The organism is Pseudomonas sp. CJQ_9, assembly GCF_043106615.1.
Lineage (GTDB): Bacteria > Pseudomonadota > Gammaproteobacteria > Pseudomonadales > Pseudomonadaceae > Aquipseudomonas > Aquipseudomonas juntendi.
Genome location: NZ_JBICMS010000091.1, coordinates 100,447 through 112,393 on the forward strand (window position 1 = coordinate 100,447; position 11,947 = coordinate 112,393).

At 63.0% G+C, this 11,947-nt stretch carries 11 protein-coding genes; 1 reads left to right on the plus strand and 10 read right to left on the minus strand.

All coding sequences use genetic code 11. The features are described from left to right. Positions 1-46: 46 nt before the first annotated feature. Positions 47-2,806: a dermonecrotic toxin domain-containing protein gene (locus tag ACF8SD_RS18890; RefSeq protein WP_392484962.1), complete on the plus strand. Its 2,760-nt coding sequence runs from the start codon at positions 47-49 to the stop codon at positions 2,804-2,806. 44 nt (positions 2,807-2,850) lie between these two features. Here the strand turns inward: ACF8SD_RS18890 and ACF8SD_RS18895 are convergent, their stop codons facing one another. From ACF8SD_RS18895 to ACF8SD_RS18940, 10 genes are all read right to left on the minus strand, one after another. Beyond that, positions 2,851-3,246 carry a DUF2802 domain-containing protein gene (locus ACF8SD_RS18895; RefSeq protein ID WP_173888077.1) on the minus strand — a complete coding sequence of 132 codons (396 nt, stop codon included), beginning with the start codon at positions 3,244-3,246 and terminating at the stop codon, positions 2,851-2,853. Between the two features lies 1 nt (position 3,247). After that, positions 3,248-3,727, minus strand: a complete 480-nt coding sequence (locus ACF8SD_RS18900; RefSeq protein WP_003254393.1) for a chemotaxis protein CheW — start codon at positions 3,725-3,727, stop codon at positions 3,248-3,250. Between the two features lie 12 nt (positions 3,728-3,739). Next, entirely contained in the window at positions 3,740-4,666 is a 927-nt protein-coding gene (locus ACF8SD_RS18905) for a CheW domain-containing protein (RefSeq protein ID WP_173888076.1), read from the minus strand. Next, positions 4,666-5,454: a ParA family protein gene (locus ACF8SD_RS18910; RefSeq protein WP_173888074.1), complete on the minus strand. Its 789-nt coding sequence runs from the start codon at positions 5,452-5,454 to the stop codon at positions 4,666-4,668. Before ACF8SD_RS18910 ends, ACF8SD_RS18905 begins: the two co-directional genes overlap by 1 nt. A 182-nt stretch (positions 5,455-5,636) precedes the next feature. Continuing rightward, a complete protein-coding gene (gene motD / locus ACF8SD_RS18915; protein ID WP_009681921.1) occupies positions 5,637-6,494 on the minus strand; it encodes a flagellar motor protein MotD in 858 nt (285 codons plus the stop codon). A 3-nt stretch (positions 6,495-6,497) separates the two neighbouring features. Continuing rightward, complete coding sequence (locus tag ACF8SD_RS18920) at positions 6,498-7,238, minus strand: flagellar motor protein (protein WP_009681920.1); 741 nt, start codon at positions 7,236-7,238, stop codon at positions 6,498-6,500. After that, positions 7,238-8,362, minus strand: a complete 1,125-nt coding sequence (locus tag ACF8SD_RS18925) for a chemotaxis response regulator protein-glutamate methylesterase (protein WP_392484963.1) — start codon at positions 8,360-8,362, stop codon at positions 7,238-7,240. The genes ACF8SD_RS18920 and ACF8SD_RS18925 overlap by 1 nt, the downstream gene beginning before the upstream one ends. A gap of 46 nt (positions 8,363-8,408) precedes the next feature. After that, positions 8,409-10,670: a chemotaxis protein CheA gene (locus tag ACF8SD_RS18930; RefSeq protein WP_173888070.1), complete on the minus strand. Its 2,262-nt coding sequence runs from the start codon at positions 10,668-10,670 to the stop codon at positions 8,409-8,411. 12 nt (positions 10,671-10,682) lie between these two features. Next, on the minus strand, positions 10,683-11,471 hold the full coding sequence (locus ACF8SD_RS18935) for a protein phosphatase CheZ (RefSeq protein WP_173888069.1): 789 nt from the start codon (positions 11,469-11,471) through the stop codon (positions 10,683-10,685). A 20-nt stretch (positions 11,472-11,491) separates the two neighbouring features. Beyond that, the gene (locus ACF8SD_RS18940) at positions 11,492-11,866 is read right to left on the minus strand and encodes a chemotaxis response regulator CheY (RefSeq protein WP_173888068.1); all 375 of its coding nucleotides are present in this window, start codon (positions 11,864-11,866) and stop codon (positions 11,492-11,494) included. Positions 11,867-11,947 lie beyond the last annotated feature (81 nt).

Genomic DNA, 11,947 nt, shown 5'->3' on the forward strand with positions numbered 1-11,947 from the left:
CAGCATCCTGCAACCTTGCAGCTCCCACTCACGCAAGGTAACCACGATGCGCACTACCGGGATCAACGCCACTGGCGTGCACTATGTCCGCGATCATTTGAACCATGTCCCTCGGCCCGATCGCCAGGCCAGCCAGGCCGTGAAGCAATGGTTCGCCGAGCAGGGCCATGACCTCGACCCCGACCGGGTCGATGTGGTGACCCTGCACTACCGTTCCGACCGCAAAGGCGGCAGCCTGGCAGAGGTCAGGCAATGCGTCAGCCTGAGCCAGGCCGTGCTCAGCAACTGGCAGGGCGAAAGCAATAACGACCTGTTCGGCGCCTTGTTCCGTGCGCCCTGGGCCGGCACTTTGCCAGAAGGCCCGGTGCGGATCGTCAACGCCCTGCCCGCCCGGGGTTTCAACCACTATGGCGCCGAATTTTCGGTCTTCAATGGGCTGTTCCGGCGTACCGAACCACCGCGCTATGACGCCACTACCCATGTGCCGGTAGCCGCCGAAAGTTTCCAGCAATTCATCGAGAACCTGGACTTCCAGGCGCCATTCAAGAACACCCTGCACACCTACTGGCGCGAGCACATGAGCGCACACCGCCTGGCGTGCAAGCTCAACTTCATTGCCGCCTGCAACAAGCAGGTCAGCGAAGGCAGCCTCAGCGAAGCCGCACGGAAATTGCTGTGGCAAGCCGCCGAGTTGATGCCCCGGGTCGACAAGCTGCGCATGAGCACCTTGAGCATCTATGGCTACGCCGCCACCGACCTACTTTACCTGTGCAACCCAAGCACGGACCTGACAGTGCTCTACATACCCGGCAACAGCTCACCCTTGCTGGAGTTCGCCAGCGAAAATGCGCTGAAGGACTGGGTGGGCGAGCAGTGCAAAGACCCACTCAAGCGTGAAGCCCTGAAACAGCATTTCCGGCTGGCCGACAGGCCACAGGGCGTGGACTTCAGCGGGCTGGATACCGCACTCGGCGGGCTGGCCGAGTACCCCCGGCGCCACGTGTTGCCACCGGAACACGGCATGTTCAACGATGACGGCATCTGGCCGCCGCGCACCTACGTCAACTACCGGCCGAGCCGCTACAACCCGAGGATCACCGGCGACTTGTTCCAGGCGCTGGCCGAGCGCCAACGCCAACGCAGCTTCGATGACGCCGACTACATCATCACCAGCGACAGCCAGGTCAGCAAAGCCAAGTGGCGGGGCTACCTGCTCACCACCCTCAATTTACTGGCACCGCTGTGCCTGGTGGTGCCAGGCCTGGCGCCGGTGCTGGCGCTCGGTGGCATTGCGCAGTTAGGCCTTGGCCTGGATGAAGCGCTCAACGGCAAGACTCTGCAGGCACGGCAGGAGGGGGTAGCCAACATCACCTGGGGGCTGTTCAATGCCGTGCCATTGCTGTTGACAGGGGCGTCCAAAGCCTCGGCACTGTTCCAGTTCAAGAGCGATGGCTTCGTGCCGCCGATTCGGCTCAACGACCAGATAGGTTACCCATTGAGCCCAGTACGCCCCCCCGTACTGCTGGCCCCAGCGCCTGAAGGTGCCCCTTACTTCCATGTCTGCGAACCGATCCCGCCGCTGCCGCAGGCAGACCCGCTAACTGCCGAGGCCGTGATCCGCAGGCCGAGGTACAACGGCATGCCGGACACCCTGGAATCGGTGATCGACGACTATATCAAGGAGCTGGTGTATGACCTCGAGCGGGATGTCTTCATCCTTGACGAGGACGTTAACGACGTTGAGCCCGTTGGCTACGTGGCGAGCCCTGACGCTGGCGGCCTGGTACCCGAACCGGCCGAACGCATCGTCACCGATGCGATGCGCACTGCCACCCTGCGCGCGCTGGGTATCGACCTGGTGCTGCCAAGCGAAATACCACGCGCACCCGCCAACAGCATGCCCATCCCCAAGCGGATTTCCTGTCTCTGGGTAGGTGACAAGACGTTGCGCCCGGCCTTGCTGAGCAACCTTGCCCACAATGTCGCGGCGCTGGAAAACAGTGATTACAACCTGCGCCTGTTCCTGTCCACGGCCAACCCTGGCGCTTACGAAGAAAACCTGCGTCTGCTGGCCGAACAAGCGCCGGGGCTGCAGGTGCTACCCCTGGAAGAACAAGCGTTCTTCAGGGCATTCCAGCAGACCAAGTACTATGCCCAGTACGACGCGGCGCTGGATGGCAATGGTGGCGTGGCCACCAACTATGCGTCGGCGAGCGATGTGCTGCGCTACCCGCTGCTGCACCATGAAGGGGGGTTGTACATGGATGTCGACGACACGCTACGGGTGCCAGGCAAGGCCGGGCAACCCGAGCACGGCGAACCACCTGCAACGCCCACCGAAGCGATCAATGAGGTGGACCTGTGCATCCCGCCCGACGGCTTGCTGCTGCCGCCGCCGATGGCCAACGAGAAACTGAGCATGAACTGCCTGTACAACACCAGCCAGATCGGTAGCCACCCTGGCAACCCGACCCTGGAGGCGATCAGCGAGGAAATGCACGCCCGCTTCCGCATCCATTCGGACTTCTATGACCACAGACCTAGCCTGGCCGAAGACCCATTGAACTTCTACCGTTATGCCAGCCGCCTGAGCTACCTGACCGGCCCCCGCCTGCTCAGCGACGTGATCGACCAGAAATTGCCCAATCTGGCAACCTTGCGCCAGATGGTCAACCTGTACAACATCCCGCGTATCAATACCGCCACCTTCATCAACGGCAGCGCGTTGAGGGAGGCCGTGCACCAGCAATTGCCGCTCAACCGCATCGCCACGGTGGGCGGCAATCACTCCTGGGTCCAGACCTGAGCCTGGGCGCAGGCCTGAGCGGGCCTTGAAGTGGCCCGCCAGGCTCAGTCGCTACGGTGCAGCTTGCTCATCAGCTCTGCCTCGGCCTGGGTCAGGCCGCAACTCTCGGTCAGCTCGGCGATGCTGGCGCCCATGCCCACCAGCTTGGCTGCCTGGGAGAACGTCACATTATGAGGGTCGCGTTGCTCCAGTTGCTGGATCCGGTCCGGCAATGGGGTAACCGCCACGGTCAGTTCGTGCAGCGCCTCCCCCATGCGCACCGTGACGTTCTGGTAGTCATCCAGGCGCTTGGCGAGGTCCTTGATGCGCTGGTCGCGCAAGGCATCGCCCATGGCCTGCTGCGCGGCCACTTCGCGCTGGCGTTTGCTGTAGTTGAGGAAAAACCAGAGGCTCAAGGCCCACAGCAATGCCAGAAAGATTACCGCAACCTCGAAGATCAACTCAGATGTTCTCCAGCTCGGACCACTCTTCCTCAGTCATCATCTTGTCCAGTTCGACCAGGATCAGCAGTTCGCCGTTCTTGTTGCACACGCCCTGGATGAACTTGGCCGATTCTTCGTTACCCACGTTCGGCGCGGTTTCGATTTCCGACTGGCGCAGGTAGACCACCTCGGCCACGCTGTCGACCAGGATACCGACCACTTGCTTGTCGGCCTCGATGATGACGATACGGGTATTGTCGGTGACTTCGGTCGGCATCAGGCCAAAGCGCTGGCGGGTATCGATCACCGTTACCACATTGCCTCGCAGGTTGATGATGCCCAGCACGTAGCTTGGCGCACCCGGCACCGGCGCGATCTCGGTGTAACGCAGCACTTCCTGCACCTGCATCACGTTGATGCCGTAGGACTCGTTGTCCAGCCGGAAGGTTACCCACTGCAGGATTGGATCTTCAGAACCTTGTGCAGACGACTTTTTCATTCCCCTAGCCCTCTAAATCCGCTTTCTGGCGGTTGTGTTCGGTGTCATTTGTTTGTCGTGCAGCTGCTTGACTGCGCCGCTGGCGATCAGCTCGGCCAGTGCAGCAACATCGAGCAATGCACACATGTGTTCAATAACCGTGCCGGCCAACCACGGGCGCTGGCCACGCTGGCTGCGCCATTTGATTTCCGACGGGTCCAGGCGCAACGAACGGCTGACCTGGTGCACGGCCAGCCCCCATTCGTAGCCCTGCACCGAAATCACGTACTGCAGGCCCTGGCGAAAATCGTCGCGGTAGCGGTCGGGCATCACCCAGCGCGCCGTATCCAGGACCTTGAGGTTGCCCGCCTGGCAGGTGAGGATGCCAAGGAACCATTCGGGCTGACCGAACAGCGGTGTCAGCTCCTGGCCGGCCAGGGTGTAGATCGAGCCCAGGCACACCAGCGGTACGGCCAGGGTCAGGCCGGCGACATCGAACAACAGGCACTCGAAGGGTTCGGCGGCCCAGGCCGGGCGGCCGTCGACAGTGGCCGGTGGCACGGGCGGCGCTGGCAGGTGCACGTCGACCAGTGGCAGCGCCGGCTCCAGCGCAGGTGCTTCGACCAGCACCGGTATGGCCGCCTCGGCCACCACATCGTGCTCGACCACCGTCACCACCGGCGGGTCTACCGGCATCACGCTGGGCAGCACCGCCAGGCGGGGTTCGGCGAACGGCCGAGGCGCAGGGCGGGCAACGGCCACGAGCGGTTCGGCGGGTTGCGGCTGGCGGGCATCGCGGGCCTGCTCCTCGCGCACGGCTTCAGCGAAGTCATCGGCTGCAGCGGGCTCGACGGGTGGCTGCAACAGCGCCTCGTCTTCGGTGGCCTCCTGCAGCAGGCCATCCAGATACGATTGCAAGGCCATCTGTGGCCGGGTGCCGGTGTACCGGATCTGGGTCATCAGGCCACCTGCGCTGCGGGTTTGTAGGTCAACAAGTGCTTGAGCAGTGCCCGGTAGGCGACCAGCCCACGGCTCTTGGCGTCGAACTGCGAGGGCGTCACGCCCTTGCGGCTGGCGTCGCGCAGGCGCGTATCGACCGGGATGTAGCCCGGCCATACATGCTGGCCGTAAGTGTCACGCAGCAGCTTGAGGGTGCCCAGCGAGGCCTGGGTGCGGCGGTCGAACAGCGTTGGCACGATCTGGTACGGCAGCGCCTGCTTGCGTGACCGGTTGACCATGGCCAGGGTCGCGACCATGCGCTCAAGCCCCTTCACCGCAAGAAACTCGGTTTGCACCGGGACCACTAACTGCTGGCTGGCGGCCAGGGCATTGACCATCAGCACGCCGAGCAAGGGTGGGCTGTCGATCAAGGCAAAGTCGAAATCCTGCCACAACTGCGCCAGACTCTTGGCGATCACCAGGCCTAGGCCATTCTGCCCCGGCGACTGACGCTCCAGCACGGCCAGCGCGGTGCTCGACGGCAACAGCGAGATCCGCTCGTCGCTGGTGGGCAGCAGCAGCTGCCCCGGCAACCCCTCAGGCACGCTGCCTTTGTGCAGGAACAGGTCGTAGCAACTGTGCTCGAGGGCATCAGGGTTGTGGCCGAAGTAACTGGTCATCGAACCGTGCGGGTCCAGGTCGACGACGACCACGCGCTTGCCGGCCTCGGCCAGCAGGCCGGCCAAAGCGATGGTCGTGGTGGTCTTGCCGACGCCACCTTTTTGATTGGCTACTGCCCAGACTCTCATCAAGCAAACTCTATGTATTGATTTGAAAGCGCGTGCGCTCAATGTGGCAGCGGGCGAGCCCGCGAACACCGGCGAAGCCGGTGCCAATCACCGCGTCGCCTGCTTCGCGGGCTCGCCCGCGCCCACAGGGGACGGCGTCAGATTCAAAATTGTGCTTGTAGCAGTGCCAGAGAATTGACGAATCACTGCCCCGCCACCGTTGCTGGCGTAGCCGGTGCACTTTGTGTGCCAGCCCGGCGCAAGGCAGCATCCGGTGTTGCATTGGCGCTGCCCGAGCCCGTCAGGCTGCGGCGCACTTCCAGGTTACGGGAAATCACCAACACCACCCGACGGTTGCGCGCGCGGCCATCGGCAGTGTCATTGCTGGCCACCGGCTGGTACTCGCCATAGCCGACCGAGGCCATGCGGGCCGGGTTCACCCCCTCCATGGCCAGCAGGCGCACAATGCTCGCTGCCCGCGCCGACGACAGCTCCCAGTTGGTCGGGTACTGCGCGGTGCGGATCGGCAGGTTGTCGGTGAAACCCTCGACATGTACCGGGTTGGCGAACGGCTTGAGAATATCGGCCACCTTCTCGATGATGGCGAACGCCTTGTCGCTGGGCATGGCATCGCCACTGCCGAACAACAGCGATGAATTGAGCTCGATCTCGATCCACAGTTCGTTGCCGCGCACCGTCATCTGGTTGCTTTTGATCAGGTCGCCAAAGGCATCGCGCACGTCATCGCTGATGGTCTTCAGCGGGTCGGTATTGGTTGCAGCAAGGCCTGCTTCGGTCTGCTCGCTGTCGTTGACCAGCGGCTCGGCCGGGCGCACGGTCAATGGCTTTTCCTCGCCCACAGGGATGGGCTTCATGCTGCGCTCAGGGTCGTTGAACACCCCGAGCAGCGCCTGGGAAATGACCTTGTACTTGCCCTCGTTGATCGACGAAATCGAGTACATCACCACAAAAAATGCGAACAGCAAGGTAATGAAGTCGGCGTACGACACCAGCCAGCGTTCGTGGTTTTCGTGTTCCTCGGTATGACGGCGGCGGCGCATGGGTTACTCCATGAAGCCTTGCAGCTTCAGCTCGATCGAGCGCGGGTTTTCACCCTCGGCAATCGACAACAGGCCTTCAAGCAGCATTTCGCGATAGCGTGACTGGCGCATGACCACGGCCTTGAGCTTGTTGGCGATCGGCAGCAGCACCAGGTTAGCGCTGGCCACACCGTAGATGGTGGCGACAAAGGCCACGGCAATGCCATTGCCCAGCTGCGACGGGTCGGCCAGGTTGCCCATCACGTGGATCAGGCCCATGACCGCACCGATGATTCCGATGGTCGGCGCGTACCCGCCCATGCTCTCGAACACCTTGGCCGCCTGGATATCGCGGCTTTCCTGGGTCAGGAAGTCGACTTCGAGGATACTGCGAATGGCTTCTGGCTCGGCGCCGTCGACCAGCAGTTGCAAGCCCTTGCGTGCATACGGGTCGGGCTCGCTGTCGGCCACCCCTTCCAGGCCCAGCAAGCCTTCCTTGCGCGCCGTCAGGCTCCAGTTCACCACCCGGTCGATGCCACCCGCCAGGTCGACCCTGGGCGGGAACAGGATCCAGCGCAGAATCTGCAGGGCCCGCTTGAACGAGGCCAGCGGTGACTGCAGCAGTGCCGCCGCCAAGGTGCCGCCCAGCACGATCAATGCCGCCGGCCCATTGACCAGGGCACCGACATGGCCACCCTCGAGGAAATTGCCACCGACAATGGCAACAAAGGCGAGGATCAGGCCGATCAGGCTCAGCACATCCATCAGACGCAGGCCTCTACCAGGTGCTTGCCGATCTCGTCCAGGCTATACACCGCGTCGGCCAGGTTGGCCTTGACGATGGCCATGGGCATGCCATAGATCACACAGCTGGCTTCATCCTGAGCCCACACCGTACTGCCGCCCTGCTTGAGCAGGCGCGCGCCTTCGCGGCCATCGGCACCCATGCCGGTCAGCACCACCGACAGCACCTTGTCGCCATACGACTTGGCCGCCGAGCCGAAGGTGATGTCCACGCACGGCTTGTAGTTCAGGCGCTCATCGCCCGGCAGGATCTTCACCGTGCCACGGCCATCAACCATCATCTGCTTGCCACCCGGGGCAAGCAGGGCCAGGCCTGGGCGCAGCATGTCACCGTCCTCGGCTTCCTTGACGCTGATGCGGCACAGTTTGTCCAGGCGTTCGGCAAACGCCTTGGTGAACGCAGCCGGCATGTGCTGGATCAGCACGATCGGTGCCGGGAAGTTGGCCGGCAGCTGGGTCAAGACCCGCTGCAGGGCCACGGGGCCGCCGGTGGAGGTACCGATGGCCACCAGTTTGTAAGGCTTGCGTTTAGGTGCCGCAGCCGGCGCCGGCGCGGCTGCCGGGGCCCGGGCCGGCAGCGCATTGCGCGCCGCTGCCGGGCTGCCCACACCCGGCGCCGGCGCATGGCTGCTGGCAGGTGCCGGCGTTGCGGCCGGCGCAGGGCTGGCGTAACTGCCAAACCGGCGGTTGCTACGCGCCAGCGTATGCACCTTTTCGCACAGCAGTTGCTTGACCTTGTCGGGGTTGCGCGAAATGTCCTCGAAGTTCTTCGGCAGGTAATCAACCGCCCCCGCGTCCAGAGCATCAAGGGTGACCCGGGCGCCCTCATGGGTCAGCGAGGAAAACATCAACACCGGCGTCGGGCAGCGCTGCATGATGTGCCGCACCGCAGTGATGCCATCCATCATGGGCATTTCATAGTCCATGGTGATGACATCGGGCTTGAGCGCCAGCGCCTGGTCAATCGCTTCCTTGCCGTTGGTCGCGGTACCTACTACCTGGATCGTAGGATCCGCCGAGAGGATCTCCGAGACGCGGCGGCGGAAGAAACCGGAATCATCCACCACCAGGACCTTGACTGCCATAAACACTCCATTAGGCGGCGCAACCTGCCAGGGTGCGCCACCGAAATCAAATACGCCGCGCGGCGTAACGCTTGAGCATGCTCGGGACGTCGAGAATCAACGCAATCCGACCGTCACCGGTAATGGTGGCCCCGGACATGCCCGGGGTACCTTGCAGCATCTTACCCAGCGGCTTGATTACCACTTCTTCCTGGCCTACCAGTTGATCGACGACAAAGCCGATGCGCTGGGTGCCGACCGACAGGATCACCACGTGGCCCTCGTGCTGCTCTTCATGCACCTGGCCTTGCACCAGCCAGCGCTTGAGGTAGAACAACGGCAGTGCCTTGTCGCGCACGATCACCACTTCCTGGCCATCGACCACATTGGTACGCGACAGGTCGAGGTGGAAGATCTCGTTGACGTTGACCAGCGGGAAAGCGAATGCCTGGTTGCCCAGCATCACCATCAGGGTGGGCATGATCGCCAGGGTCAGCGGCACCTTGATGACGATCTTCGAGCCCTGGCCCTTGGCCGAGAAGATGTTGATCGAACCGTTGAGCTGGGAGATCTTGGTCTTCACCACGTCCATGCCCACGCCACGCCCGGACACGTCGGAAATCTCGGTCTTGGTCGAGAACCCCGGGGCGAAGATCAGGTTGTAGCAGTCCGACTCGCTCAGACGCTCGGCGGCGTCCTTGTCCATCAGGCCCTTCTCCACCGCCTTGGCCCGCAGGATGTTCGGGTCCATGCCCTTGCCGTCGTCGGAAATCGACAACAGGATGTGGTCGCCTTCCTGCTCCGCCGACAGCACCACGCGGCCAGTGCGCGGCTTGCCTGCGGCATCGCGCTCATCGGGCATCTCGATACCATGGTCGACGGCGTTGCGCACCAAGTGCACCAACGGGTCGGCCAGGGCCTCGACCAGGTTCTTGTCGAGGTCGGTTTCTTCACCGACCAGCTCGAGGTTGATTTCTTTTTTCAACTGGCGCGCCAGGTCGCGAACCAGGCGCGGGAAGCGGCCGAAGACTTTCTTGATCGGCTGCATACGGGTTTTCATCACCGCGGTTTGCAGGTCGGCGGTGACCACGTCGAGGTTGGACACGGCCTTGGACATGGCCTCGTCGCCGCTGTTCAGGCCCAGGCGCACCAGGCGGTTACGCACCAGCACCAGTTCGCCGACCATGTTCATGATCTCGTCCAGGCGCGCCGTGTCGACGCGTACGGTGGTTTCCGCTTCGCTGACCGCATGCTTGTCGGCGACCGGGGCCGGCGTGCGCGCGGCTGCAGCAGGTTTGCTTGCAGCCGCGGGCACAGGCGCAGGCGCAGCAGCTGGCTTGGCGGCAGCTGGGCTTTCCGGCTTGGCCGCTGCCGGCGCCTTGGCCGCAGGCGGGGCCTGGACTGCAGCGACGTCACCGCCGAATTTGCCCTTGCCATGCAACTGGTCCAACAGCGCTTCGAATTCATGCTCGCTGATTTCGTCGCTGGTGGCGCTGGCGGTGCTGTCAGGCGCCACCTCGGCAGGTGCCGCCTTGGCGGCAGGCAGGGCGTCGACCTGGAAGGTGCCTTTGCCGTGCAGTTGGTCGAGCAGCGACTCGAATTCGGCATCGGTGATTTCGTCACTGGCCGCTTCGTGGCTGACGGCAGCAGCCGGCGCTGCGACTTCGGCAGTGAACTGGCCTTTGCCATGCAACTGGTCGAGCAGCGATTCGAACTCGGCATCGGTGATTTCATCACCGCCACCACTCACGCGCTCGCCTTGCAGCTGTTCCTCGGCCGCAGCTTGTGCCTTGACCGCGTCGAGCGAATCGAGCAACTGCTCGAACTCGCTGTCGGTGATGTCCTGGTGCTGCTCCTGGTCCCCAACCGGTGCCGCAGCAGGCGCTTGCGCCGCAGCCACCGGCACCACCGCTTCCTCGCCACCCTGCGGCTGCGCCGCACCCGGCTCGGCAAGGCGCGCCAAGGCTGCCAGCAACTCGGGGGTTGCCGGCGTGACTTCAGCGCGCTCGCGCACCTGGCCAAACATGCTGTTGACCGTGTCCAGTGCCTCGAGCACTACGTCCATCAGCTCCGCGTCAACCCGACGCTCACCTTTGCGCAGCACGTCGAACACGTTCTCAGCGATATGGCAGCACTCCACCAGCTCGTTCAGCTGGAGGAAGCCGGCGCCCCCTTTTACAGTGTGGAAACCGCGAAAGATCGCATTGAGCAGGTCAGCATCGTCGGGCCGGCTTTCCAGCTCGACCAATTGCTCGGACAGTTGCTCAAGAATTTCGCCGGCTTCTACCAGGAAATCCTGGAGGATTTCTTCATCGGCGCCGAAGCTCATCAAAGGTGCTCCTTAAAAACCCAGGCTGGACAGCAGATCATCGACGTCGTCCTGGCCGGACACGACGTCTTCACGCTTATCGGCATGAATCTGCGGACCTTCACCCCGAGTCGGATGTTTTTCTCGATCTTTTTCTGCGCGCAATTGATCGTGGTCATGCTGAATGCCCGCAAAGCGGTCGACCTGACTGGCCATCAGCACCAACTTGAGCAGGTTGCTTTCCACTTCGGTCACCAGGTTGGTGACGCGCTTGATCACCTGCCCGGTCAGGTCCTGATAGTCCTGGGCCAGCAGAATGTCATTGAGGTGGCCGGCGACCTTGCGGTTACCTTCGGCGCTGTGCGTGAGGAAACTGTCGACCCGCTTGACCAGGTCGCGGAATTCTTCAGCCGCCACTTCGCGGCGCATGAAGCGTTGCCAGTCGGTGCTCAGGGCCTTGGCCTCACTGGCCAGGTCGTTGAGCACCGGGGTGCTTTCCTCGACCAGGTCCATGGTGCGGTTGGCCGCGCCTTCCGTGAGCTTGACCACATAGGACAGGCGCTCGGTGGCATCGGTAATCTGTGACACCTCTTCGGCCTGCGGCATGGTCGGGTCGATCTGGAAACTGACGATGGCGCTGTGCAGCTCGCGGGTCAGCTTGCCGACTTCCTGGTACAAGCCGCGGTCGCGGGTCTGGTTCAGCTCGTGAATCAGCTGCACCGCCTCGCCGAAACGGCCCCGCTCCAGGCTTTCGACCAACTCCTGGGCATGTTTCTTCAGGGTCGATTCGAACTCGCCCAAAGAGTTATGTGATGAATCCATGGCGCGCCCCCTGACGTGACTCAGCCGTTGACGCGTTCGAAGATCTTCTCGATCTTTTCTTTGAGCACCTGTGCCGTGAACGGCTTGACCACGTAACCATTGACGCCGGCCTGGGCCGCTTCAATGATCTGGTCGCGCTTGGCTTCGGCAGTGACCATCAGCACGGGCATGGTTTTCAGCCGGTCGTGGGCACGCACCTTGCGCAGCAGGTCGATGCCGGACATGCCAGGCATGTTCCAGTCGGTCACCAAGAAGTCGTATTGGCCGTTTTCCAGCATCGGCAGCGCCGTGGTGCCGTCGTCGGCCTCTTCGGTGTTGGTGAAGCCCAGGTCACGCAACAGGTTCTTGATGATCCGCCGCATCGTCGAAAAGTCGTCAACGATGAGGATTTTCATGTCTTTGTTCAAGTAGACCTCCAAGCAGTCTCAAACGCGCTCGGCCCCGAGCGCGCATTCAATCAATTCGGTACAACGTGG

What these genes read in the sequence shown, in the direction of transcription:
- ACF8SD_RS18935 (WP_173888069.1), bottom strand. Translation starts at nt 11,471, where the DNA reads ATGGATTCATCACATAACTCTTTGGGCGAGTTCGAATCGACCCTGAAG.
- ACF8SD_RS18930 (WP_173888070.1), bottom strand. Translation starts at nt 10,670, where the DNA reads ATGAGCTTCGGCGCCGATGAAGAAATCCTCCAGGATTTCCTGGTAGAA.
- ACF8SD_RS18920 (WP_009681920.1), bottom strand. Translation starts at nt 7,238, where the DNA reads ATGGATGTGCTGAGCCTGATCGGCCTGATCCTCGCCTTTGTTGCCATT.
- ACF8SD_RS18900 (WP_003254393.1), bottom strand. Translation starts at nt 3,727, where the DNA reads ATGAAAAAGTCGTCTGCACAAGGTTCTGAAGATCCAATCCTGCAGTGG.
- ACF8SD_RS18890 (WP_392484962.1), top strand. Translation starts at nt 47, where the DNA reads ATGCGCACTACCGGGATCAACGCCACTGGCGTGCACTATGTCCGCGAT.
- ACF8SD_RS18925 (WP_392484963.1), bottom strand. Translation starts at nt 8,362, where the DNA reads ATGGCAGTCAAGGTCCTGGTGGTGGATGATTCCGGTTTCTTCCGCCGC.
- ACF8SD_RS18940 (WP_173888068.1), bottom strand. Translation starts at nt 11,866, where the DNA reads ATGAAAATCCTCATCGTTGACGACTTTTCGACGATGCGGCGGATCATC.
- motD (WP_009681921.1), bottom strand. Translation starts at nt 6,494, where the DNA reads ATGCGCCGCCGCCGTCATACCGAGGAACACGAAAACCACGAACGCTGG.
- ACF8SD_RS18910 (WP_173888074.1), bottom strand. Translation starts at nt 5,454, where the DNA reads ATGAGAGTCTGGGCAGTAGCCAATCAAAAAGGTGGCGTCGGCAAGACC.
- ACF8SD_RS18905 (WP_173888076.1), bottom strand. Translation starts at nt 4,666, where the DNA reads ATGACCCAGATCCGGTACACCGGCACCCGGCCACAGATGGCCTTGCAA.